The sequence below is a fragment of the Microcystis panniformis FACHB-1757 genome, assembly GCF_001264245.1.
In the GTDB taxonomy this organism is placed as follows: domain Bacteria; phylum Cyanobacteriota; class Cyanobacteriia; order Cyanobacteriales; family Microcystaceae; genus Microcystis; species Microcystis panniformis.
This window is the reverse complement of sequence record NZ_CP011339.1, coordinates 111,012-135,441: the sequence shown is the minus strand read 5'-3', so window position 1 is coordinate 135,441 and position 24,430 is coordinate 111,012. Positions and strand designations below refer to the sequence as shown.

Genomic DNA, 24,430 nt, shown 5'->3' with positions numbered 1-24,430 from the left:
AACTGCATCTTTTTCTAACCCTCTAGCAATGAACCTATTAACCAGACTGGAAGATTGGCCCTATATTATCTTACCTATCACTATCATCCTCAGTTTCCTGCTGTTGGGATGGCTCGTAGAACAGCGCGTTGTCAGTCAACTTTTATCGATTGCCAGAGAAAAAAACCTGCGTTTCTCGGAAGGGGTTTTACGTTCCCTTCGTGGATTAAGCATACTTTGGTTCGGACTTTTGGGGTTAAATATTGCCCTCTCCCTTCCCAATCTTCCCCTCTTTCCCTCCCTGATTCTCCTGAGCCAAAAATTGCTGCTAGTGGCTTTTTTAGCTTCGGCTACTTGGGCTATTGCTCAATTATCCGTGGAAATATTACGAGTTTATACCACGGGAGATGATGGCATTTCTTCCCTAACTTCCCTATTTGAATTTCTCGCCAAAGTTCTGATTTTTAGCTGCGGTTTTTTGCTGATTTTAAGCTCGATTGGCATTTCGATAACTCCGATGCTTACTGCCTTTGGTATTGGGGGTGTTTCCCTCGGTTTAGCTCTCCAAAATACCCTAGCTAATTTAATGTCAGGGATTAATATTATCACTTCTAAAAAAGTTAGACCGGGAGATTATATTGAACTGAGAACGGGAGAAGCTGGTTATGTGCGAGATGTGGATTTAAGATGCACAGTCATCGAAGAAATTACCAATAATCTTTTGGTCATTCCCAATGCTCAGATCATTTCTTCTAGTTTCCGTAACTATAGTTTACCAGATCACTCCCTACTGATTCCCGTGGAAGTGGGCATTAGTTACGATAGTGACTTAGAAAAAGTCGAAAAAGTTACCCTAGAAGTTATGCAAGAAATCGCTCAGTTATTGCAACCTCACCTCGGTAACTATAAACCCTTGATTCTTTATGGTAAACTCGATTACTATAGCATTGTGCTAACAGTCTATCTCAAGGTGGTAGAAGAAGAATTTTTTCAACATCTCACCATTAAACACGAATTTATTAAACTCCTACACCGACGATATCAGCAAGAAGGAATTAAACTTCCCTATCCAATTCTTTTTCCCTATCCCCCCAGTAATCCCCCTAGTTAACCTCAATTTGCTATCGCAACAAACAATTTAAATGCGCGGACAACTTACAATTGATAATTCTCCTCAAAAAACTTACGAGTCATCGGTTGGGCAACTTCAATACCGTGGCCTTCTCCTAATAATTCTAGGGGTTTTCCTTCCACTTGAATCCAGACTTTGGCATTGGGATCCTCGGTAGTAGTAGTATAGATGATTTGTGCCAAACGACCGATCAACATATCAGGACCATCATCAGTGCCAAACTCCCGCGAGAGATTAACTTTAATTCCCGTTTTATCTACTTTTAAATCAAGTAATTTAGTCCCGGGGGAATAGTAGTCATATCCTGAGGATTACTTGGACCTGCTAATAGAGTTTGCAATACTGCTGTTAACTCTCGGTCGTCGCTATCCGCTTTTTGAACGGTAATTTCTTGGGTGACTAATTGATTACCCCTATCGGTCACTTTTAACCAATAAACCTGTCGAGTTTCCCTAACAGGAATAGCTGCAGGAGTTGCTGTCGGACTTGTCTTCACTGGACCGGGAGAAATCGGTTCAACAATTGGCGATTGACTTATCGGCGCCGGACTGGGAGATTCAATCGGGTTTTCGCTAGTTTTCTGGGGGGAAGATAGGTGATGGACGGCAAACCAAGCAGTGGCCCCACCAGCAGTAAATAAAGCGAGGCCGATACCAATTATCCAAGGCAAAGAGATTTTATCACTAGAGCGAGAACTAGGCATAATTCAGTTATCAGTTATCAGTTATCAGTTATCAGTTATCAGTTATCAGTTATCAGTTATCAGTTATCAGTTATCAGTTATCAGTTATCAGTTATCAGTTATCAGTTATCAGTTATCAGTTATTGGTATGTATTAAGTGAGCAGTATTAAATAGCAGTTTCCCAGTGTCTTTTCACTTTTTACCGATCACTGAAATAGAAATTGCCGTTTTCTTTTCACTGATTACTGATTACTGATCACTGATCACTGAAATATCTCCTCTTTTCTGACCGTTAAATTTAATTGGGGTTCCCCGATCGAGGTTCAATGCTGCCAAAGGCGGCTATACTCAGCTTATCATCGTCAATCTGCAATTGGAGAAGGCGGGCGATAATTCCTTGTTTCTCGAAGTTTTTTAAATCTAACTGGGTGGATATACCCTCGGCAAACCCCTTGAGAAGGCGCGAGGAGATGCGACGACCATTAAGAGTGGCTGTGGGGTCAATAAGCTCGATTTTTCGCCCCTGCACTAGCTTAAATCCCACTTCTAAGCTCAGATTGAGGGTGGATGCTGGTTCGTCTGGCCGTTGTGTCTCTAGCTGCAGGCTGAGGGTGACTCGATTATTATTAAGAAAATTAAAATTTGCTTGACTAAGTTGATATTTTGTGCTACCAAATTCTTCCCTAGAGGGAATCAGATTATTAATCAGGGTCTGAATTTGTTCTTTGACCGCTGCCGATTGTAAAGCTTGATTAACATTAGTTTCCGTGAGGACAAGATGCAAAGCTCCCGCAGCTGGTCGGCGCAGTGCGGCGGCTAAACTGCTGTTTTTCTGCTGTAATCGCCGCAAATCGAGGCTAATTGGCTCAGTTTCTAGCTCGATCTTCTCAATGCGAACACCAGCAAGGGGATAAATTCCCCGTGCAGAAATGCGAACTCGATCGATTTTGCCTTGCAGAACCTGATAATTGGGAGTATTATCGACCCTCACGGCTAATTGTTCCACTTTTTGGACTTGAGAGCGAAGGGTATGGGCTAAAACCGTATCAATAATTGCCCCTGCGGGAGTTAACAGGGTCAAAACACTAGCGAGAGTGATTGTTAGCCATTCCATCGCTCAATTACACCCATCCAGCTAAATTTTGCCAAGCATTAGTCAAAAGCTGACTTAACCAACGTCGTTGCACTTGATCTAAAATCGGGTCTTCTGCGAGAATTTCTTCAGTCAGATCATCGAGAGATTGACCCTGAGCGCGGGCCATTCTAATAATTCCCGCAATCACGGCAGCGATCATCTCCTCATCGACGGGACGCTGTCGGAGGGCGGCAATTTCTTCGGGGGTAGTCGGGATGGGATAATTCATAATCAGATGGGGTAGGCTGTGTATTAATCTAGGTATGTAAAGTTTTTTAAACTTTTTTCAGAAAACTTTTTGTGTAGTCTAGCGTAATCAGACGATTTTTGGGTGTAATAACTAAATCAAGATGAAAGAAATACTTTACAGAGAAATTCCGACTCCTGACTTGATCGCCGTTTGTCAGTGGTTACAATCCGATTGGCAACCCGCAAACGGTGTCAAGACAAATACACCTAACGGGGTGAGATTGCGCTTATCGGAGGCGATCGAATTGTCGATTTTTGTCTGGACGCTGCAACGGACTACTTATTTAAAAGTTTTCCGCTGGGGTGAGCGATCGCATGATCAAGAAACATCCCTGACTCGGCAGCTCGATCGAGCTTTACAAAAGCGTTTTCCGCCGCAGTATAACACGCTACCAAATATCGATCAAAAAAATCACTCAATTTTTACAGATTTAGAAGCGGACTATCCCCTAACGGTTCACTACTTCCGCAAAATGCCGCAAGGGGAGGCAGATTTAGAACGTTTGTACTGGTGGGAAAAACGTTGGCGCGACAGTGCCAAAAATCCCCAACAACCGCAGCCGGTAATTTTCTCTAGCAGCGAGGAAAATAATCATCCCATCACCTACGACTTAATTTATATTGGTGGTGCCTTGGGGGCAATTCATGCGGCACAGATGGCCAAATTAGGTTATCGAGTCCTCTTAGTAGAAAGACTACCTTTCGGACGGATGAATCGGGAATGGAATATCTCTCGATCGGAGTTTCAAAGTTTAATTAATTTAGGCCTATTTACCGCCGAAGAATTCGAGGAATTAATCTTCCAAGAATACATCGATGGCTTTAATAAGTTTTTTGATGGCAATAATCCCCCCCATCTGAAAGCCAAAATTCTCCATACTCCCACGGTTTTAAATATCGCCATTAATTCCGATAAATTGCTGCAATCCTGCGCTAAAAAAATACAGTACTATGGCGGTAAAATTCTCGATCAAACGGAATTTATTAAGGCTGATATTACCGCTAATAGTGTTACTGTCACCCTTAATCATGGTGGAGAAATTCAACAGATAAAAGGCCGTTTATTGATTGATGCCATGGGTTCCGCCTCTGCCATTGCTTGGCAATTAAACGGAGTGCGTGCCTTTGATAGTGTCTGTCCGACGGTGGGGGCAGTAGTAGAAGGATTCGATCCGGTGGTGTGGGATTCTCACTATGGTGATGTCTTAAATTCCCATGGCGATATTTCTAAAGGTAGGCAATTAATTTGGGAATTATTTCCGGGGGAAGGAAAAGAATTAACCTTTTATCTATTTCACTATCATCAAGTCCATCCCGATAACCCCGGTTCTCTGTTAGAAATGTACGAAGATTTCTTTACTATTTTGCCCGAATATCGACAGTGTGACCCAGAAAAATTAACTTGGAAAAAACCCACCTTTGGTTATATACCGGGGCATTTTAGCACAGGAAAAAAAGATCGAATTGTCTCCTTTGATCGCATTTTAGCCATCGGTGATGCCGCCTCCCTGCAATCACCCTTAATCTTTACTGGATTCGGTTCTTTGGTGCGTAATTTAGAGCGCTTAACCCATCTTTTGGATACGGCCTTAAAACACGATTTACTAACAGCTAAAGACCTAGAAAACGTGCGGGCCTATCAAAGTAATGTGGCGGTAACTTGGTTATTTTCTAAAGGAATGATGGTTCCCACGGGAAAAACCTTACCCCCCAAAGAATTAACGCCATGTTAAACACATTTTTCGGTTTATTGGCCGACGAACCGCCGGAGGTTTCCGAAACCTTTATTAAGGATAAAACCGATTGGTTGACCTTTAGCCGTTTAGCAATTAAAGCGGCCAGAAAAAACCCCACTTTACTGTTATGGATAGCAGAAATGGCCGGCAGTCAGGATTTAATGCGCTGGTTGGGTTCCTATCTCGATTTTAGCCTTGATGGAGTCAAAAATCTGCTTTTGGGTCCCTGGTTTCCCCAATGGTTAAAAAACTGGCAAAGCTGGCTAGAAAAAGACAATCCTCGCCTCTGGTTAAAGTTATTGAGTTTTAATTATGGCCTAAGACATTAAGTAGGAGACTCCGAGACAGCTATCAGGGATCAGATTTGAGTTTTTAGTTCACTGTTTGTGGAGTTAAGAAACTGTTGGAAAAGTTCAAGAATGCGCTTACCTAAAGGTTCTAACTGCGATGCAGATTTAAAATAGCCATCATCTTTTGGGCCACCGCTGCTGTTTGTTCCAGCATGGCAAAATGACCACAATCGGATAACTCAATGACGTTGCTGCCAGTTTCAAACAAGGGATGAAAACTGGCCAGATGGTTAACGTACTTAACTTCCATAATCGTATCCTCTTTCCCTGCCAGAAAATAGACCGGTTGCGGGAGACGGGAGACAATCTGGGGTAAAAGATGAACTTCGCTGATAGTGGTGGTTTCCAAAAGTGACCCTAGGGCCGCTTGGTAATCGGCCCGGACAAAATCAATCACGCGCTGTTTGCCCCATTTTTTACCTAGGGTTTGCTTGACCATCATCCGCGAGAATAAAACATCAATAAAGGGAACACGGGGCAACCAAGAGGGTCTTTTCTGTAAAATCTGTCTACCGGCTTCCCGAAATCGCTCAAATTCCTCCTTTAGATAGATGCCACCGCCGGCATTCATACAGATTACCCCTTTAATCCGTTCAGGACAGCTATCCGCGGCCCACAAAGCAACACTACCACCGAGGGAATGACCAACTAACCAAGCAGCATCGAGGTTTAAGCGGTTAAGAAGGGTAATAACGTCTTGGGAGTAGGATTCAAGGTTATAACTGCTAGGAGGACTGTTAGAGGTGATTTTTTGGGAGTCGCCAAAGCCCCGGAGATCATAGACTAGACAGGGATAATCCGGGGAGAGAATATCTACCAAAGGCTGCCAGTAGTGACGACTCAGCAGCCAACCGTGTATAAAGACTAAAACTGGTTTATCCGCTTGGGGCGAAAATAACTCGTAACTGTGGGATACTCCCGATATGTCGATGGTAGGCATATAATCAATCTCAACCTAAGTTAAACCGTTGATAGGGGTTACTAGGGAAACTTCTCGAGAAAAATGGGTGTATTTAGCCTTGTTTACAGAGCAAAATCAGGGAAGCTTAGGATATTCCCTGATAGCTGATCAATCAATGCTATAGACAATTTCAAAAGCTTCTACTTTCAGTATAAAACACTGGGGATACCTCCCTAAAATAGGATGAAAACCCTAGACCAGGATTTATCTATGAAATGCGATCGCTTTTTGACTCTTTCCCTAGTGTTAAGTCTGGGATTAGTTTTTCCCCCCTCTTTACCCGCTCAAAATCCCCCCGCTACCACCTTTCAACCCGGTCCTTGGCAGCCTGTTGCTAGGGTGAATACGAGTCGTCCCGTGGAGATTAAAATCATCAATCAAACCGATATTGACCTCAATTATGACCTATCGGCCAATATTAATTCCTCTCCCCAATTATTATCTCCCGGTACGGAGACAACCCTAAAAGGTTTGGTAATTCCAGCATATATTCTGATTAATCGAGCTAATGCAGCCGCAGATCCCTATTCTTCTAGTTTAATCTATGGCGTAGAGGTCAATGATGATAATTTAGTCACGATTACTGTCACCAAAGTTCCGGGGAGTACCCCCGGTTATACCACCTTTAACATCAATCAACAGGGTGCTATTTATATTTACTAGCTCTAGCTTAAGCTGTTATGGAGCCACCTCGATTGTTAATTAAGTTTACGGCTCTTTCTACCTCCTTTGGCTTCAGGATTTTAAAATTCGTCTTCTTGGGCAAGAATTGTCTTAAGAGTCCCTTATTATGCTCGTTTATAGCAATTCCCATAGTGGTGAGGTACAGAGTCTTAGGTTTTGAGGAGTCAGGAGTCTCCGAGTCAGGAGTTAAGATTTTGGTGTACCTCATGAGATTGGGAAACGCTATATACTCTGTAAATTCGGTGGATATTATGATGGTTCGTGAACGATTTCATCGATAAATTCTTCTCTTTCCTCTTCGGTCATGGTATCCCAATCATAGCCGCATTCTTTCGCCACGATTCGAGCTTTGTCAATGGCGTAGTTAGACAAGGATTCCCATCGGTCCGACTGACTGAGGATGAGAATTTTATAAACTTCTCGTTTCTGGTCTTCGGGGAGTTGTTTGACTAATTCGATTACTTGTTCGTTGCTTAAGGTTAATTTCGGCATAGTCCATTTTTAATTTAATTAGGTTCTTCGTTACTTGGTATGGTTCGATAGGAGGGCATAAATTGACTAAATCCTTATCTGGCAAGAGACTTAATTGATTAGTTCGCTCTAGAGCAAAAACAATTGACAAAAATCGCAGCCATGCCTTTCTCTATAAGGGTTCCATCCCTTATAACCCCCGTCCATTGCATAACACAAACCGAAGAGCCTTTAATTATAACCAGCTACTTATGCCTTAATCAATATCAATTTAATAAGTAGTCATGCAAAATTAATTACCTGCCCGATCGAGCTAAAACCCTTACGGGGCAATGATCGTCATGTGTAAATAATTTTGCCTAGGTACTTATCCTTGCCATCACACCAGAACATAGGGAGGCGCTGATTACCCTTCCTTTTTATCATAAAGACTCCTTCGATTGAGTATCGCGGGATCAACAGGATTTCAAGATTCTTCATCCGCAACGGGATCGATCACGAGTGCTTTAAATTCTGAGGCAGAAATTATAGTTGTCGATCCTAAATTATCTACTTCTTCAAAGTCTTTATCACCTGTGATCAAAAAATCAGCATCACTCGCCATAGCACAAGCTAGAAATTTAGCATCCGATCGATCTCTAGGGAAATCAACGGTGCTGTGAACATCAATTAATCTAGGAAATGTATCGAAAACCTTATACCATTCTCTTATCACTCCTTCCGACAGCTTAAACTTAGGACGGCTGACAACATCTTTATATTCAGTTAAAATAGCTTCGGAAACAATCCATTCGATTTTATTAGACTCGATCACGAATTGTATAACCGTTCTCGGCAACCTTCCTTTTAAAATTGCCGAGAGTAGAATATTCGTATCGATCACGACTTTCATTCGCCTCTCCGATAGGCTTCAATTTCTGCGGCGATATCTTCTTCGGTAATCTCCTGAACCCAAGATAAAGATTGAGTTTTATCAAAGAGTTCTTTAACTTTTTGGCTTAAAGTCTGACGGTTTTGTTTGTCCGCTAAATTTAACAAAGCGTCTTTTAATAAATCTTCAACGCTGTTATAGTTTCCGGTCGCTAATTGAGAGTTAATTAATTGTTCTAATTCGGGATTTAAGGTAATATTCATGGTAAAATATTGTCCTGTATAATTCGGTGGATATTATGATGGTTCGTGAACGATTTCATCGATAAATTCTTCTCTTTCCTCTTCCGTCATTGTCTCCCAATCGTAGCCGCGTTCTTCTGCGACGATTTTTGCCTGTTGGCTTCCGTAATCGGTTATAGCTTCCATATTTCCCCACTGACGCTGGATGAGGAATCTAAATAGTTCCTGTTGCTGTGCTTCGGGGAGTTGTTTGACTAATTCGATTACTTGTTCGTTGCTTAAGGTTAAGTTCGGCATAGGTCGCTTCTAGACACCAGCATAATTAATCAGTTTAACACGAGTCCTTAATGGAGAGGGTTTTCTGTTCGCCTATCCCTTCTGGGCTTCGATCGGTTAGAATCGAGAAATTATCGGCCTAGAAAGTCCTTTCATCTTCGCGCTTGCCGTAAAATTATATCTTTAACTAAATGGTGATCGCTAATTAATTATCGTAGTAAAGCTTGAAAACCTGCTTGAATAAAATGAACATCTGAAGTTAAAGCGTCGGTAATTTGATTTTCTTCCATAACAATAAAAGAAAAACAATCTACTAATCCCCAGCTTTTATCAGCTCTTGATTCGTAGAGCTTTAAGCCTTTTTGAAAAAGAGTAGAAGTGATAGTAACAACGAATAAATTATCGGTTTGATAGCATTGCTTGATAAAGGCAGAAACCTTAGGACGATTGTAATGACTAAGAGCATTACCAACCTCCATAAAAATGGCTTCAGTAACCCAAACTGCTGTTGCATTTTTTACATAGGGGAGGAACTGCATAGCAATTTGATGATATTGATCATGAGGATTGAGAATTGCTTGGATAAAGACCGTATCTAAAAAAAGTTTCGACTTATTCATCGCTTATATTTCTTTTGGGAGTATCATATAAATAATGATCGTGTTCCCTTGACCAATCTTCTGGAGCTTCATAGGTGCCAGCCATTTCTTCTAACAGTTCCCAAGCATTTTTAGGGTTATTTTCTAGTGGGTCTTCCCGAGAAATAATTTGGATGATGTAATGGGTATTGGGTTCTAATTCAATCTTTTCTTCGGGACGGAAAACCATTCCATCATAACTAACTCGTAGATTTTTTATCATAATGGATTGTTAAGAAGTAATTCGAGTACGGCCTACACAGTGCCTTAAGGCTAGTGTAACACACCCTCTCAACTATAAATACCGCACGATCGCACCCTCTTCTAGATGCCGATATTCTGCTAAAGATGGGAAAATATCAGTCCTGTAGGGTCAAGGTCGATCCTCGTGGGTGGGGAAACGGAGGGAATTTTCGGGCAGGGTGACAACAGTAATCGTTTTTCCCAACCTATCGAAAAATTCGACACTATACCCGGTTTCTAATCCCTCGATTTGATGTTTTTCTACCAATGTCCCCACGTCTCCCACGGATAATCTTGCTTCGCGAATATCTTTTAATAAAATCCCATTGAGTAAAGTTCATAATTGATGGTTATTATTTCGAGTTAAGAAATCTAGAAAATCTTTTGCTTTTACGATCTGAATATTTTGATATTCAACCAGTGAAAGAAGATGTTTGTCCCCCGTGATAATATGGGTAGCCTTGCCAGCGATCGCACATTCTATGATCATATCGTCATCGGGATCGTTGGGAACCGCTCTCAGTTGTCTTGTTATCGGAACAAGGCTAGAAAATTGACGAATTTCCGCGATATATTCTCTAAGTCCCCGTTCAGATATTTGAAATTTCTGCTGAAGTTTTTCGGTTAATTCGTCTAAAATCTCTTGGCAGGTTACTGAAGATACCGATCCCGTCTTCGCTAACGATAAGCAGGAAAATGTAGGGCTGTTTTTAGACAGCCAAGCAGAGATTAATATATTTGTATCAAAAACAACTACATAGGTCACTATTTTTCGTGAACGATTTCATCGATAAATTCTTCTCTCTCGTCTTCGGTCATAGTATCCCAATCACGGCCGCGTTCTTTGGCTACGATTCTAGCTCTTTCTGCTCCTTCATTAAATACTGGTTCCAACTGTCTCCACTGACTGAGGATGAGAATTTTATAAACTTCCTGTTGCTGTGCTTCGGGGAGTTGTTTGACTAATTCGATCACTTGTTCGTTGCTTAAGGTTAAGTTTGGCATAGGTCGCTTCTAGACACCAGCATGATTAATCAGTTTAACACGAGTCCTTAATGGAGAGGGTTTTCGGTTCGCCTATCCCTTCTCTGCGTCGATCAGTTAGAATCGAGAAATTATAACAAATCTGGTTATTTTTGCATGAGTAGAAAACGGGTTTCTCCGAGAAACCCGTTTTCTGTGCGTTACTCAACGGATTTAGTATTATCGGCCTAGAAAGTCCTTTCATCTTCCCGCTTGCCGTAAAATTATGATTGTCTCTCTCCAAGAAGCTCAAGCCAAACTGCCCGAACTGATATACAATCTCAAACTAGGGGAAGAATTGTTAATTACCGATAATAATTTCCCACTGGCAAAATTAAGCCGATGATAAAGAACACTTACAAGACTTCGCGGAGTATCTGCTTTGAAATGTCTAATCGATAGCCATACTCTGCTCTGTTACACACTCAAGGAATCCCGACTCAGTAGCAGCACCCATCAACTTCCTAAAGGGTGGCATAAATCGACTAAATCCTTATCTTGCAAGAGTTCTATTGATTAGTTCGTTCTAGATCGAAAACAATTGACAAAATCGCATCAATGTCCTTCTCTATAAGGGTTTCATCCCTTATAACTCCGTCCATTGCATAGCACAAACCGAAGAACCCGTCAGATGGTGACTTTCTTAATAGATCCATCAATTTTTCGGATGGTAACTTTCTTAATGCATCCATCAATTTTTCGGTTTTCATTCGTCTTAAGTTTAAGCCAGAAGGAGTGATAAGAGAATGGCATGATGGTAACTTTCCTACTAGATCCATCTTTTTGGATGGTGACTTTCTTAATGGATCCATCAATTTTTCGGATGGTAACTTTCCTACTATATCCATCAATTTTTCGATGGGATATTGTCTATCTTCTATAGAATTTGCTTCTTCTTGTATTAATCCTACTTCTTCAGGAGTTAATATCAGTCCTTCAAGTTTCTGCTCCGCGTTCTTGATTGTTTCAATTAAGTCTCGGTGTTTTTCTTCGGCCACACTTAAGTCGTCATTGGTAAAAAGATTATTATGAGCTACTTTGTTTCTGATTTTATACAGTTTCTCCCAATTAGATTGAAAATTTCTGTCTTTAAATGATTCCTTAAAAAACTTATCATAGTTGCTTTTAATTTCTTCTTTTAATTTACGAATTGCTTCGGGAGTTTCTTCAAGCCTATCAATTTTTTTAATTAAATCCTCTTTGGTTATACAACCAGATGAAAGCTTGTATATATACTCACCTAAATCATTAAAATCTATCAGATAGAGTTTATTGTCAATATAGCTTGCAAATTTTGTTTCATTATTTTTTCTGTCATTAACTTTCTTGCTAAAATCTTGGGGGGCTTCCGTTTTCCACCAATTCACTCCTATCTTGGTTATCATGAATTTCGTTATGTAGTCTCTTAAACGGCGTTCCACACGATTAATATAAGGATAAATTTGATCAGCAATCTGTTCAGAAATTTCGTCTTTTACTATATCCAGTTTTTCTAATTTTTGGTCTTTGAAAAATTTTAAAATTGGAATACGTTGAGGTTCTAAACAACCATATTCTCCCTTTACAACAATTGAAAAACCTGTAATACATTTATCTTTGCTGTCTTGATCAAATTTAATTGGATTTACTGTAATTTCTATAAAATTATCCTTGATTTGGCGACTGTTACAATCTATTTGTTGTGTTCCCTTCCAAAATGAATTATTCGAGGCGAGAAGATAGAGTAAATTATCAGGAGTTTTGATATGAGATTTATCAGAAGTGGCAAATGCAAAAATTTCAAAGGTGAGAAAATTGTTTTGTGTGTCCATTGGAATGACAGGAGTTAGGTCTATAAACAACATCTAACCTCTATTTTAACTTGTCTATTGAAAAAAAGGGGGCTTATTCAGCCCCCATGAAACTCTAACTACCGCCAATCCTTGCCACATCGCAGGCATTGGCTTCAAAAGCGGCATCGAGGGCAGAATCGCCGGTTAAACCAGAATCTAACGCCTCTTTAATACACTGCAACATCCGCTTATAATCCTTGGGCATTACTTTAACAAACTTGGGCAACATTTCCGACCAATTTGCTAAAACTAGGGACGCTTTTTGACTTTGGGTGTAATCAGCATGGCGTTGAATTAACTCGCGTAAATCGTCGATTTCTTCCCCTTCTAGCGCCTCTAAAGCCACCATTTGGGTATTGCAACGAGTGGCGAAATCCCCCGACTCATCGAGGACGTAGGCGACACCACCACTCATCCCGGCGGCGAAATTGCGACCGGTGGGCCCTAAAACAACGACTTTACCCCCCGTCATATACTCGCAAGCATGGTCGCCAACGGACTCAACCACCGTAGTCACCCCAGAGTTACGCACCCCAAAACGTTCCCCAGCAACCCCAGAAATATACACCTCACCACTGGTTGCACCGTATAAAGCCACATTACCGATGATAATATTCTCCTCGGCCACAAAAGTGGAACCTTTGGGCGGATAAACGATGATTTTGCCACCGCTTAAACCCTTACCCACATAATCATTGGCATCCCCTTCTAACTCCAGTGTCACCCCTTTGGGAACAAAAGCACCGAAACTCTGCCCCGCGCTGCCCTGAAAATGGAGATGTACGGTATCTTCGGGTAAACCCTCCCAGTGACGTTTAGTGATTTCGTTGCCTAAAATCGTCCCCACCACGCGGTTAATATTTTTAATCGGTAGTGTCGCCTTGACTTTTTCGCCTTTTTCAATGGCATCCTTGCATAAATCCAGTAAAACGGTTATATCCAAGGACTTATCTAAACCGTGGTCCTGGGGAATCTGGCAATAGCGTCCTACCTCTGGAGCTACCTCCGGTTGATAGAGAATCGGAGTTAGGTCAATTCCTTTCGCTTTCCAATGTTCTACAGCCTGTTTCGGCTCTAATACATCAGTTCGCCCCACCATTTCATTTAAGGTGCGGAATCCCAATTCGGCCATAATTTCCCGCACTTCCTGGGCGATAAATTTCATGAAATTCACCGTATATTCGGGATCCCCGATGAAATTCTTCCGTAATAACGGATCCTGAGTCGCTACCCCCGCCGGACAGGTATTAAGATGACAAACCCGCATCATAATACAGCCTAACGTTACCAGTGGCGCGGTCGAAAAACCGAATTCTTCGGCCCCCAATAGCGTCGCTACCACCACATCGCGGCCGGTTTTCATCTGGCCATCGGTTTCCACCGCAATGCGACTGCGAAGATTATTTAACACCAATGTTTGATGGGTTTCTGCTAGTCCCAACTCCCAAGGTAAACCCGCGTGTTTAATCGAGGTTTGGGGTGAGGCACCGGTCCCACCATCGAAACCAGAGATTAAAACCACGTCAGCGTGAGCTTTAGCGACTCCGGCGGCGATTGTACCAACTCCCACTTCAGAAACCAGTTTTACGCTCACTCTGGCCGCGCGATTGGCATTTTTTAGGTCATGAATCAACTCCGCTAGGTCTTCAATGGAGTAGATATCGTGGTGGGGTGGGGGAGAAATTAAACCGACTCCGGGGGTGGAGTGACGGACTTTGGCAATCCAGGGATAGACTTTTTTACCCGGTAATTGACCGCCTTCGCCCGGTTTTGCCCCCTGGGCCATTTTTATCTGTAATTCTCGCGCTTGGGAGAGGTAAAGACTGGTGACACCAAAACGGCCGGAAGCTACCTGTTTAATGGCACTATTTTTCGAGTCTCCCCGTTCATTTGTCCAAGTGTAGCGCTCGGAATCTTCGCCGCCTTCCCCGGTGTTCGACTTGCCACCGATACGATTCATGGCAATAGCGAGGGATTCGTGGGCCTCTTTGGAAATGGAACCGTAACTCATGGCCCCGGTTTTAAAGCGTTTCATAATCGCTTCAATCGGTTCCACTTCTTCGATGGGGATACTTTCCCGGTTTTTAAAGGTTAATAGTCCCCGCAGGGTGAAGAATTTTTGATTCTGTTGGTTGACCAGTTGGGAATATTTCTTAAAGAGATCGTATTTGCCCAATTTTACCGCTTGTTGCAGGGTATGAATGGTTTCTGGGCTAAAAAGATGGGCTTCCCCGTCCTTACGCCATTGATATTCACCGCCAATATCGAGGGTATGCACATTCACATCCCGGTCGGGGAAAGCGTGGCCGTGTCTGAGTAGGGATTCTTTGGCAATAATTTCTAAATCGGCCCCTTCAATGCGGGAAGCTGTCCAAGTAAAATAGCGATCGACTACCGATCGATTTAAGCCGATAGCCTCGAATATTTGCGCCCCACGGTAGCTTTGCAGGGTAGAAATGCCAATTTTAGAGGCCACTTTAATTACGCCCTTGGTGGCGGCTTTTATGTAGTTTTTACAGGCGGTCTGGTGGTCAACTCCCACCAATAAACCTTCCTCGATCATACTGCCGAGGGTGGCAAAGGCTAGATAGGGATTAATCGCACCGCAACCATAACCGAGGAGAAGGGCGTAGTGATGTACTTCCCGGGGTTCGCCGGATTCCAAGACAAGACCGACTCTGGTGCGGGTTCCCTGCCGGATGAGATGATGGTGTAAACCAGCAACCGCCAGCAGTGAGGGAATCGGGGCGTGATTTTTATCGATACCTCGATCGCTTAAAATAATAATACTCGCGCCCGCTAAAATTGCCTCGTCCACCTCTTGACAAATTGCCTCAATTGTGCTACGCATCCCCTCGACTCCCGAAGTGGGATCGAAGAGAATGGGAATAGTCACGGTGTTAAATTCGCTATTGCCCTGTAAACGCGCTAATTGGGCGTTAGTGAGGATGGGAGAGTTAAGTTTAATCAGGTGACAGCTTTCCGGCTGCGGATCCAAGAGATTTCTCTCCGCGCCGATAGTGGTAATGGGAGAGGTGATAATTTCTTCGCGAATCGAGTCAATCGGGGGGTTAGTGACTTGGGCGAATAACTGCTGAAAGTAATCATAAAGCAGTTTTGGCCGATCGGACAAGACGGCTAGGGGTGTATCGGAACCCATGGAACCCACTGCTTCCACTCCATCCCGGCCCATGGGGGCTAATAAAAGACGTAATTCTTCAAAAGTGTAACCGAAAGCGGTTTGCTGTTGGATTAGGGAAACAGAAGTTTCCGGTGGCGCAGTTTCCACAGCCGGTAAATCATCTAAATTGACTAAATTTTCGTTTAACCACTGGCGATAGGGATGAGCTTTGGCAATAGCTTCTTTTATCTCCTCATCGGCCACGATACGACCTTCTTTCATATCCACAAGGAACATCCGGCCGGGTTGCAGACGACCTTTAAAAGCGACGCGTTCCGGTTCAATGGGTAAAACTCCCGCTTCCGATGCCATAATTACTAGGTCATCTTTGGTGACGTAGTAACGGGAAGGACGTAAACCATTGCGGTCTAACACTGCTCCCATCATCGTACCATCGGTAAAAGCGATCGAGGCTGGACCATCCCAGGGTTCCATCAAACAGGAATGGTATTCATAAAAGGCTTTTTTCTCATCACTCATTGATTCGTGGGCTGCCCAGGGTTCAGGAATCATCATCATGACAGCGTGAGGGAGAGAACGCCCCGATAAAACCATTAATTCTAGGGCATTATCAAAAATTAAGGAGTCACTACCCTCGATATTAATAACCGGCTGGATTTTTTTGATGTCTTCCCCGAATAAGGGTGAGGCAAACATCGACTGACGGGCGTGCATCCAGTTAATATTACCTCGCAGGGTATTAATTTCGCCATTGTGGGCAATATAACGGTAGGGGTGGGCGCGTTCCCAACTGGGGAAGGTATTGGTACTAAAACGGGAATGGACTAATCCTAAAGCGCTTTGAAAGTCGGGGTCGTGTAAATCGGGGAAATAGTCACCCACCTGTACCGGCATTAATTGCCCTTTATAGACAATGGTACGACTAGAAATACTGCAAGGATACCAGTAACGATTAAAAGATTGACGACTGAGGTGGGAACGCTTGCGAATAACGTATAATTTGCGTTCAAAGGCCAGATCATCACTTAAATTGGCATTGCGTTCGATGAAAACCTGTTCGATAAAGGGTTCGGTAGATCTGGCCGAATTGCCTAAACTAGAGTTATCCGTGGGAACATCACGCCAACCGAGAACTTTTAACCCCTCTTCGGCGGCGATTTTCTCGAATTCCTGGCGACTTTTCCCGCGAATTTCCGCATCAGGGGCCGTGTAGAGCATTCCTACCCCGTATTGTCCCGCTGCTGGTAAGGTAAAACCTAGATTGCTGGTCACTTTCCGGAAAAATAGGTCAGGGATTTGGCACAAAATACCCGCCCCATCTCCGGTATTTTTTTCCGCACCGCACGCGCCACGGTGATCGAGGTTTAGTAGAATTGTTAAGGCCTGTTCAACAATATCGTGGGACTTTTTACCCGTTTTATGAACGATAAAACCGACACCACAAGCATCATGTTCAAATCGGGGATCGTATAGTCCTTGTTTCCGTGGAGTTTGATTGTTATTCATTTTGTCTGATAGCCTAGCAGTCTGGAAGGGAATGGCCTAGAGGGTGAGCCAGAGTAGCGATTCTAGGTATATCAATTCTGTATCCAGACTGGACCTTCGGTCTTATATCTTAAGGAAATGTTCCGATGTCACAAGGGTTCCTTTATGCCGAAGAGATTATTCACGAATTTTTTAGCAGCGGATCGATTAAGTCGTCGGGAATGCGGTTATGCTCGATATAAGCGTTAATTTCCTCTAGATGGTCGCTGTAATAGGTCAACGCACTGAAGACCTGACTTAACGTCAGATGGGGCATTCCTAGGGGGATTTCTTCGGGAGCGACTCCCAGACGCCAAGTTTCGACGATGGCGCGGACGGGTGTACGCGTTCCTTTGATAATTGGTTCCCCGTGTAAAATCTCGTCGTCTCGAACGATATAGAGATATTCGGTCGCTTGAACCATCGCGGTTTTCTGGAGTGGATATCGTTTAGTTTATCGTATCGATCGAACCCCCGACTATTCCCCATAAATATCGGTTCGGTTACTTCAGCCACCCGCTCTCACTTGCGGCGATTGTTTCGCTCTTTCTCGCCATTTTTTAGAATTTTCTGTAATTACCTCGCACATTGATCGGGCTTTTTCCGCCGCATCCCGTGCCATTTCCAGAATTTCCTCTAGTTCCCGTTCATTTAGTCCTGTTTCTTTTCTTTCCATCACCGTAAACCCTCCAAGCGATTTTTAACCTGCGTCACCCTTATTCTAGTCTCTAAAATACGTCCTAACTCGATCGAGATATCTTCCCCGGCCTCCTGTAAATTTGCTGGGGTCGGTTCTGATCGATCAACACTTTCCACACGCTCGCGGATTTGATTCCTTGCGCGATCAGCGTAAAATAAGCTAGTATTCACAAAAGCCATCAATTGAATTAATGTAAAATTATCGGGAAAACGATTTAACAGATCTGTACCGATTTTGATCGCTTCTCTCCCGTCACTTTCTAGGCGATCTAGTTCTCGATCAATCCTTTCTACGAGCGCAGTTAATTGGGACGGTAAAGGCATAAATTGAAAAATAACACAGGGGACGATTTTAACCTAGCAAAAACAGGCCGCACGAAGACCGATCGGATCGGTTTGATTGGGAAAATTCGATAACTCGAATAGAAGCGATCGATCACACATAGATAGCCTCTCGAACGCTCATTTTTGTCAATTAGTGCGGCAAATGAAGCAAAGTCTGGTTAAAAGCTGAGAAAATCCCCCTGTCCAGCCGTAAGAATCCCCATCAATCCTATTTACGGTTGGCTGAAAAAATCTAAAAACCTTGTTGGGTAAGACTTTTAGACTTTTTTTCCCTCAAAAAGTGCCGACCATTGGAGGGATCGGGGGTAAAATTCTGGGACTTTTGCCCTGAAAATTAGGTAACTGACTACCTCAAAATCGGTAAAACCCTACACCCCACACCCCACACCCTGCCCCCAGGAAAAACTTTTTGCCGCAGACCCTAATTGGTTAAGCTAAAAGCTTTGATGTGCTTAGTTTCTAACCTTCTTTTGAGGTAGGAGAATTGCCAGATTCTGTCTTTTGCACGAGTGCCTGTTGCCTCTTGCCTTCAGAAGCTGATAACTGAGAAAACGGTAGCAATTTCTACCAAAAGTCCCAATAAAATTCGTTATCGTCATAAGGTCATGACGGAATGTAATTAAAACCAGAAAGAATGCGGATCGAGCAGTTGCAAGCCTTTTTAGCCGTAGCCGATACGGGCAATTTCGGTCAAGCGGCGCGCCAGTGTGGAGTCACCCAATCGACTATCAGCCGCCAGATTCAATCCCTAGAAACCGATTTGGGCTTACCTCTTTTCCATCGTACCGCCCAAGCGAAATTAACCATTGCCGGGGAGAAATTGCTACCCCGGGCGAAACGAATTTGTCAAGAATGGACGAATGTTCACGAGGAAATCACTGACCTACAGGCGGGAAAACAGCCAGAATTGTGCGTGGCGGCGATTCATTCCGTCTGCGCCCATTATTTACCGCCGATTTTGCCGAAATTTTGTGCTGAATACCCAGAAGTTCAGTTAAGAGTTACAGCCCTAGGCAGTGATCGCGCCTTAAAAGTGCTGCGGGATGGTTTAGTAGATCTGGCCTTGGTAATGAATAATCGTTTTCTCACCTCTAGCCCGGAGATGGTGGTAGAAATATTATACGAAGAAGCGATCGAAATTCTCATGGCCGCTAATCATCCCCTTGCCCAATACAAAGAAGTGCCATGGTCGGAATTAATCCCCTATCCGCAAGTGGTTTTCAAAGATGGCTACGGAATGCAAAGATTAGTACAAGAATGGTTTTCCCGTCAGGATGCCCACCTAAAAACCGTCATGGAATTAAACACCCTTGATGCTTTTCGCGGTGTGGTGCGTCAGGGTAATATTATCGCTCTTCTGCCTCAATCTGCCCTGATGGAGGCCCGTAGCGATGCCACCCTCGCCATTCGTCCTCTTGCTTCCCCTAGTAGCGAAAATCCCCATCTTAATAATGGTAAATTTAGTCATCGTCTCACCCGTCAGGTAGTCCTTGTCACCACCAGCGATCGCCTACAGATACCACCGATCGCTCATTTTTGTCAATTAGTGCGGCAAATGAAGCAAAGTGTGGTTAAAAGCTGAGAAAATCCCCCTGTAAAGCCTTAAGAATCCCCATCAATCCTATTTACTCTTTATTTTCTTCCTTGAGATGAGCGATACTTTTCGAGAATTATTAAAAGCGATCGGTAGTGGCACCCATACGGGCAAAAATCTAACCCGTCCTGAAGCGGCGATGGCCACCAAGATGATGTTAACCCAAGAAGCAACTCCGGCCCAAATCGGTGCTTTTATGATTGCCCATCGCATTAAACGCCCCACCAGCGATGAGTTAGCGGGAATGCTTGATGCCTACGCCGAGCTTGGCCCGCAAATAACCCTAGAATCAGCCTCTTTTCAGCATCCGATCGCTATTTTTGGCAATCCCTACGATGGACGCTCTCGCACTGCCCCAGTTACCCCGATCACTACTTTAATCTTAGCGGCGGCGGGGATTCCCGTAGTCCTGCACGGGGGCGATCGAATGCCAACTAAATACGGCATTTCCCTGAGGGAAATCTGGCAGCAATTAGGAGCAGATTTTAGTCAATTATCCTTAGCAGCAGTGAAAGACTGTTTAATCACCACAGGATTGACTTTTTTCTATATTCCGCGCCATTTTCCCCTAGTACAGAATTTCATCACCTATCGGGAGCAAATCGGTAAACGTCCGCCCATGGCCACGGTAGAGTTAATGTGGTCGCCTTTTGTCGGTAATATTCATCAAATATCGGGTTTTGTTCACCCCCCCACCGAAGATCGTTTTTGCGAAACTTTTGCCCTGAGAAATATCTCTCATTTCACCACCGTGAAAGGATTAGAGGGGAGTTGTGATTTAGCCTGTAATCGGACGGCGATTATTGGTCTGGGAAATCCCACCGACCCCCCTTCCTTTCAGCGATTTTTCCTAAATCCTCGCGATTATGGCTTCTGTCCCTCAGATTATCCCCTCGAATCTTTAGAGATGCTCACCGCTAAATTAAAGGGTTTATTAGCCGGAGAAAATAACGAATTAACCGATGCGGCAATTTTTAACGGTGGTTTTTATCTTTGGCGCTGTGGAATTGCCCCGGATATCCCCACGGCTTTCCAGCAAGCACAACAATGTTTACAGTCGGGAAAAGCCCTGGCTAAACTAGAAGAGATCAGTAATTATCTGGAAAATCAGGAATAGATAGGAATAGGACTGTCAGGAAAATCACTCCATTATAAATACTTTTGAGAAAAAAATTTTCCCAACTGCATCATTTCCTCGCTTAAGTGGGAAAGCTATGACTACGGAAAACGATTTAAAAGTTTCTAATTCCTATCACAGTCGCCGTAGAGAAGCCATCATGTCTGCAATTAACCCCTCGACGCTCGAAACTGAATTTATCTCTCCCTCTTTTTCTGTCCTAAAATTGAAGGAAAACTCGATCGACCTGGATGAAGATTTTCTCGGCAGTGATTTGGAAGATGATTTAGTATCTAGTCCCGAAAAAAGCTACAGCAACGGCACAACTACCGATTTAGTACGTTTATACCTACAAGACATTGGCAGAGTGCCTCTGCTCAAACGGGACGAGGAAGTTGAACAAGCGCAACAGGTACAGCGTCATCTGTCTTTACTGAAATTATGCGCCGCCGCCGTTAAACAAGGTGATGCACAAGTACAGCAATTTGTCAAGTTAATTGAGGTGCGCGATCAGCTAACCGCTCGGTTAGCCCATCGTCCTTCCCTAGAACGTTGGGCAAAAACTGCCCAAATCAGCGTGTCTGAGTTAAAAAATGCTTTAAAAGCAGGAAAACAGCGTTGGGCGCACCTAGCGGGCTTAGAAGTGGGGGAATTAGAAGAAATTATTGCCCTTGGTACCCGTGCCAAAGAACAAATGATCAAGGCCAATTTACGTCTGGTGGTGTCGGTGGCCAAAAAATATCAGAATCGCGGTTTAGAATTATTGGATTTGATTCAAGAGGGAACCCTGGGTTTAGAACGGGCCGTCAAGAAATTTGATCCCACCAAAGGCTATCGTTTTAGTACCTATGCCTACTGGTGGATCCGTCAAGGAATGACGAGAGCGGTCGCAACTCAAAGCCGGATGATTCGCTTACCAGTTCATATTACCGAAAAACTCAACAAAATTAAGAAGGCACAACGGAAAATCTCCCAAATCCGCGGTCGCACTGCGACCGTAGAGGAAATTGCCCAAGAGTTAGCTGTGACTCCTGAAGCTGTGCGGGAAGTGTTGATGACAGTGCCGCGTTCGGTTTCCTTGGAAATTAAGGTAGGTAAGGAAAAAGATACGGAATTAATAGACCTTTTGGAAACCGAAGCAGTGTCTTCAGAAAATCATTTTGTCTATGAATCTTTGCAAAGAGATATCAGAGAATTATTGGCAGATTTAACCACTCGCGAACGAGAAGTGATTGAATTGCGCTATGGTTTTCTCGATGGTAAATCCCATTCTTTAGCCGATATCGGTCGCACTTTGGAATTATCCCGGGAAAGGGTACGACAAATTGAGTTGAAAGCATTGCAAAAATTGCGTCAATCCGGGCGAGGTCATCAAATTCGCGATTATTTTGAAGGTTTGAGTTAGTTAGGGTTTGCTGAAAAAGTTTGTCGTGGGGGTAGGGTGTGGGGTGTGGGGTTTTACCGATTTTGAGGGGGTCAATTACCTAATTTTCAGGGAAAAAGTCCCGGAATTTTCCCCCCGACACTCCCAGATACGGTACTTTTTGATTTCCCAAAAGCCCAAAGACATTACCCAACAACTCTAACCCCGTGCGACAAATCTAACTTTGGGCGATCCCTCAATCATGGTGGCTGCAAATTGAGCAGAAGTGAATTGGGAGGTAGATTTTAACCCTTGTTTGAGCCTGTTGGTCATTTCCTTAATATCAATCACTCTTAGATCTTGATTGCGGAAGGGAACCTCTATGTTTCCGGTTGTTTGCTTACCGTCGAGTTGTCGTAGTCCTTTAGTAATCTTAGTTCCTGTTTCAATTGGATCTACACCACAATTAACGGATGATGCCTTAAGAGAAAGATCAAGAGTTTTGACCTCCCCTGCAAAAAAACAGAGTAAGATGTTATCTGATAGCCGATCTCTTCGGATTATGGTTAGTTGATTCTCCGGTCCGACAAAATTATTTCCGGTTACGGGATTGACGTAACCTTCTATTTCTAAACCGGGCCAACCGGATACTACTTCTGAATGTAACAAGAAGCCAGTAATAGTTTTATCAGACTGGGTTTTGCTTCGGCGTAAACTGCGACTTTGAACATCTAATCGCAAGTCTTCTTTCGTGACTCGTCCGACACTAAAAGCCCCATCTTGTAAGCAGTCAACCCAATAGGAATCTACCCAAAAGAAGCGCAAAGATTCGGGGGGAAGTAACCGTGTATCGGGAACCAAATAGTTAAAGGGAACGTTTTTGAGCAATTCTAAATCTTGGAACCAATTGGCGATCGCTGTAGGTAGATCCCCGTTAGTTTCAGTTGTGCCTTGGAAAGGTAGGTGCAGTACTTGTTGCTGTATCTGATGTAACTCCTGAGCTTTAGAGCGTTTCCAGTTAAAAATCTCCACAGCAAGGGGTTGATTTTGTAGGGTAAGCATTCGTCCTAATTGCCAAGCCATAGCGTAGGAAACATCAAACATACCCGTATTAGGATCATAACGCATCAATTGATCAGCTATAGGAACAGGAGCAGTTAGGTTATCTTGGCTTTGGCCTGTACTTAAAGGACTATGATACCAAGAAATTGTTTTATCTCCTTGTCGCAGAGCGTGGTGGAGAGGTACATAACCTAAATCTAGGTATTGCTTTGCTGGATTATTACCTTCGGAGGGAAGTCTGAGGGTGTCGGGTTTGCGATCAATTTCTTTGAGCAGGGCATCGAAATTGTGCTTACTATTAACACAGGCAAAACTCCAACTGACAAGGCTGACTAAGCGGATTAAATCGTTAGGTCCTGCGCCTTGATAGTCAAATTCTCCAGATGTTCCATTATAGCGTTCTTCAATATAGCGTTCTTCAAGGGCGACTAAATGAACGGTACTCACTTCCCCTTTCTTGGGTAAACGGTTGCCTAAAATAGTGGCTAAAGGTTCACTGAGAGATTTACCTTGATCGTTAGTTATTTGGTTAATATAAGCAAGGAGAGCTATATCTTCTTCCGAAGGCAGGATTTTTTCTAAAATGCCTTTAGGAACATCAATTACCGTAAGCTCATCTTCATCTTTTTGTCCAGTTTCATAGTTAAATGTGGGAAATTTAATATTACCAGAAGTTGGTTTGAGTTCCTTTAATTTAATTGTTTTTGGTTCAGGTTTTTCTGATTCCTGAAACAGAAGGAGAGCTAACCAAGGGAGATCAGTATCTGTTGATTTGATAGTACGCTCCCAAGGCAGAGTACCGCGTTTGAGGATGATATGGGGCAAGGCATTAGAATACTCGCCCAAGTTTCCCGCAGGGGGAAAAACGGCATAAATGCTATCAGGAGTTAGGGGAGCAAAACGATGGCCATCTACATAAAAGGTAAGCTCTTTACTGAATGTCTGCTCAGGTATTTTCTGAGAGTTTTTGGTCTTAACAGTTTGCTCAACTTCCACTGTATAAGTACCACTATTTAGGGGAGGTTGACGATGTTCGATAAATTGAACTTTAATGTTAGTAGCTGAGGTGGACATAAGAT

At 43.3% G+C, this 24,430-nt stretch carries 25 protein-coding genes and 3 pseudogenes; 8 read left to right on the top strand and 20 right to left on the bottom strand.

The annotated features are described in order from the left end of the window. The first annotated feature begins 28 nt into the window (after positions 1-28). On the top strand, positions 29-1,090 hold the full coding sequence (locus VL20_RS00725) for a mechanosensitive ion channel family protein (RefSeq protein ID WP_052275305.1): 1,062 nt from the start codon (positions 29-31) through the stop codon (positions 1,088-1,090). Positions 1,091-1,134: 44 nt separating this feature from the next. Here VL20_RS00725 and VL20_RS00720 read toward each other — a convergent pair. Next, positions 1,135-1,814, bottom strand: a pseudogene (locus VL20_RS00720) (GerMN domain-containing protein). Here VL20_RS00720 and VL20_RS26770 point away from each other — a divergent pair. Continuing rightward, positions 1,729-1,950 carry a hypothetical protein gene (locus tag VL20_RS26770; RefSeq protein ID WP_128575110.1) on the top strand — a complete coding sequence of 74 codons (222 nt, stop codon included), beginning with the start codon at positions 1,729-1,731 and terminating at the stop codon, positions 1,948-1,950. The pseudogene VL20_RS00720 and the gene VL20_RS26770 sit on opposite strands and share 86 nt — an antisense overlap. A 142-nt stretch (positions 1,951-2,092) precedes the next feature. On the opposite strand, the gene VL20_RS00715 is transcribed toward VL20_RS26770, so the two are convergent. Together VL20_RS00715 and VL20_RS00710 are read right to left on the bottom strand one after the other, a co-directional pair. Continuing rightward, positions 2,093-2,908 (bottom strand): LmeA family phospholipid-binding protein, encoded by an 816-nt coding sequence (locus VL20_RS00715; RefSeq protein WP_052275304.1) that lies wholly within the window; start codon positions 2,906-2,908, stop codon positions 2,093-2,095. Between the two features lie 7 nt (positions 2,909-2,915). Further along, on the bottom strand, positions 2,916-3,158 hold the full coding sequence (locus VL20_RS00710; RefSeq protein WP_002763591.1) for a hypothetical protein: 243 nt from the start codon (positions 3,156-3,158) through the stop codon (positions 2,916-2,918). A gap of 121 nt (positions 3,159-3,279) precedes the next feature. Here VL20_RS00710 and VL20_RS00705 point away from each other — a divergent pair. Continuing rightward, positions 3,280-5,243 (top strand): annotated as a pseudogene (locus VL20_RS00705) (flavin-dependent dehydrogenase). A 109-nt stretch (positions 5,244-5,352) separates the two neighbouring features. Here VL20_RS00705 and VL20_RS00700 read toward each other — a convergent pair. Further along, the gene (locus tag VL20_RS00700; protein WP_002766855.1) at positions 5,353-6,204 is read right to left on the bottom strand and encodes an alpha/beta fold hydrolase; all 852 of its coding nucleotides are present in this window, start codon (positions 6,202-6,204) and stop codon (positions 5,353-5,355) included. Between the two features lie 231 nt (positions 6,205-6,435). Here VL20_RS00700 and VL20_RS00695 point away from each other — a divergent pair, with 231 nt between their 5' ends. Next, the gene (locus VL20_RS00695; protein WP_052278339.1) at positions 6,436-6,888 is read left to right on the top strand and encodes a hypothetical protein; all 453 of its coding nucleotides are present in this window, start codon (positions 6,436-6,438) and stop codon (positions 6,886-6,888) included. Positions 6,889-6,916: 28 nt separating this feature from the next. Here VL20_RS00695 and VL20_RS34020 read toward each other — a convergent pair. The 10 genes and pseudogenes from VL20_RS34020 to VL20_RS00645 all read right to left on the bottom strand — a co-directional run. Beyond that, a pseudogene (locus VL20_RS34020) lies at positions 6,917-7,027 on the bottom strand (IS30 family transposase); the annotation flags it as partial. Positions 7,028-7,158: 131 nt separating this feature from the next. Next, entirely contained in the window at positions 7,159-7,401 is a 243-nt protein-coding gene (locus tag VL20_RS00685; RefSeq protein ID WP_052275303.1) for a hypothetical protein, read from the bottom strand. A gap of 445 nt (positions 7,402-7,846) precedes the next feature. Further along, on the bottom strand, positions 7,847-8,272 hold the full coding sequence (locus tag VL20_RS00680; protein WP_052275302.1) for a putative toxin-antitoxin system toxin component, PIN family: 426 nt from the start codon (positions 8,270-8,272) through the stop codon (positions 7,847-7,849). Beyond that, a complete protein-coding gene (locus VL20_RS00675; protein WP_052275301.1) occupies positions 8,269-8,514 on the bottom strand; it encodes a ribbon-helix-helix domain-containing protein in 246 nt (81 codons plus the stop codon). The genes VL20_RS00680 and VL20_RS00675 overlap by 4 nt, the downstream gene beginning before the upstream one ends. A gap of 33 nt (positions 8,515-8,547) precedes the next feature. Then, positions 8,548-8,790, bottom strand: coding sequence for a hypothetical protein (locus tag VL20_RS00670; RefSeq protein ID WP_052275300.1), 243 nt, complete (start codon positions 8,788-8,790; stop codon positions 8,548-8,550). A 188-nt stretch (positions 8,791-8,978) separates the two neighbouring features. Further along, complete coding sequence (locus tag VL20_RS00665) at positions 8,979-9,389, bottom strand: type II toxin-antitoxin system VapC family toxin (RefSeq protein WP_002777101.1); 411 nt, start codon at positions 9,387-9,389, stop codon at positions 8,979-8,981. Further along, a complete protein-coding gene (locus VL20_RS00660) occupies positions 9,382-9,630 on the bottom strand; it encodes a hypothetical protein (protein ID WP_052275299.1) in 249 nt (82 codons plus the stop codon). Before VL20_RS00660 ends, VL20_RS00665 begins: the two co-directional genes overlap by 8 nt. A gap of 150 nt (positions 9,631-9,780) precedes the next feature. Further along, positions 9,781-9,927 carry a DUF4926 domain-containing protein gene (locus tag VL20_RS00655; protein ID WP_284525956.1) on the bottom strand — a complete coding sequence of 49 codons (147 nt, stop codon included), beginning with the start codon at positions 9,925-9,927 and terminating at the stop codon, positions 9,781-9,783. 60 nt (positions 9,928-9,987) lie between these two features. Then, positions 9,988-10,416 carry a putative toxin-antitoxin system toxin component, PIN family gene (locus tag VL20_RS00650; protein WP_052275297.1) on the bottom strand — a complete coding sequence of 143 codons (429 nt, stop codon included), beginning with the start codon at positions 10,414-10,416 and terminating at the stop codon, positions 9,988-9,990. Next, positions 10,416-10,655, bottom strand: a complete 240-nt coding sequence (locus tag VL20_RS00645; protein ID WP_052275296.1) for a hypothetical protein — start codon at positions 10,653-10,655, stop codon at positions 10,416-10,418. Before VL20_RS00645 ends, VL20_RS00650 begins: the two co-directional genes overlap by 1 nt. 244 nt (positions 10,656-10,899) lie before the next feature. Between VL20_RS00645 and VL20_RS31435 the strand changes: the two genes are divergently transcribed. Then, positions 10,900-11,019, top strand: a complete 120-nt coding sequence (locus tag VL20_RS31435) for a type II toxin-antitoxin system Phd/YefM family antitoxin (RefSeq protein WP_002777099.1) — start codon at positions 10,900-10,902, stop codon at positions 11,017-11,019. 163 nt (positions 11,020-11,182) lie between these two features. Here the strand turns inward: VL20_RS31435 and VL20_RS00635 are convergent, their stop codons facing one another. The 5 genes from VL20_RS00635 to VL20_RS00620 form a co-directional block, all read right to left on the bottom strand. Continuing rightward, positions 11,183-12,484: a Swt1 family HEPN domain-containing protein gene (locus VL20_RS00635; protein WP_284525955.1), complete on the bottom strand. Its 1,302-nt coding sequence runs from the start codon at positions 12,482-12,484 to the stop codon at positions 11,183-11,185. A gap of 94 nt (positions 12,485-12,578) precedes the next feature. Further along, positions 12,579-17,153: a glutamate synthase large subunit gene (gene gltB / locus VL20_RS00630; RefSeq protein ID WP_052275294.1), complete on the bottom strand. Its 4,575-nt coding sequence runs from the start codon at positions 17,151-17,153 to the stop codon at positions 12,579-12,581. Positions 17,154-17,313: 160 nt separating this feature from the next. Beyond that, positions 17,314-17,595, bottom strand: coding sequence for a DUF433 domain-containing protein (locus VL20_RS00625; protein ID WP_052275293.1), 282 nt, complete (start codon positions 17,593-17,595; stop codon positions 17,314-17,316). Between the two features lie 84 nt (positions 17,596-17,679). Beyond that, on the bottom strand, positions 17,680-17,847 hold the full coding sequence (locus VL20_RS31545) for a hypothetical protein (RefSeq protein ID WP_002785897.1): 168 nt from the start codon (positions 17,845-17,847) through the stop codon (positions 17,680-17,682). Next, the gene (locus VL20_RS00620; protein ID WP_002763560.1) at positions 17,847-18,194 is read right to left on the bottom strand and encodes a hypothetical protein; all 348 of its coding nucleotides are present in this window, start codon (positions 18,192-18,194) and stop codon (positions 17,847-17,849) included. Before VL20_RS00620 ends, VL20_RS31545 begins: the two co-directional genes overlap by 1 nt. Positions 18,195-18,849: 655 nt before the next feature. Between VL20_RS00620 and VL20_RS00615 the strand changes: the two genes are divergently transcribed. The 3 genes from VL20_RS00615 to sigC all read left to right on the top strand — a co-directional run bounded on the left by VL20_RS00615 (position 18,850) and on the right by sigC (position 22,331). Further along, entirely contained in the window at positions 18,850-19,797 is a 948-nt protein-coding gene (locus VL20_RS00615) for a LysR family transcriptional regulator (protein WP_052275292.1), read from the top strand. A gap of 67 nt (positions 19,798-19,864) precedes the next feature. Then, entirely contained in the window at positions 19,865-20,926 is a 1,062-nt protein-coding gene (locus VL20_RS00610) for an anthranilate phosphoribosyltransferase family protein (RefSeq protein ID WP_052275291.1), read from the top strand. Positions 20,927-21,086: 160 nt separating this feature from the next. Continuing rightward, entirely contained in the window at positions 21,087-22,331 is a 1,245-nt protein-coding gene (gene sigC / locus VL20_RS00605) for an RNA polymerase sigma factor SigC (RefSeq protein WP_052278338.1), read from the top strand. 177 nt (positions 22,332-22,508) lie between these two features. On the opposite strand, the gene VL20_RS00600 is transcribed toward sigC, so the two are convergent. Then, a complete protein-coding gene (locus VL20_RS00600) occupies positions 22,509-24,425 on the bottom strand; it encodes a hypothetical protein (protein WP_052275290.1) in 1,917 nt (638 codons plus the stop codon). Between the last annotated feature and the right edge of the window lie 5 nt (positions 24,426-24,430).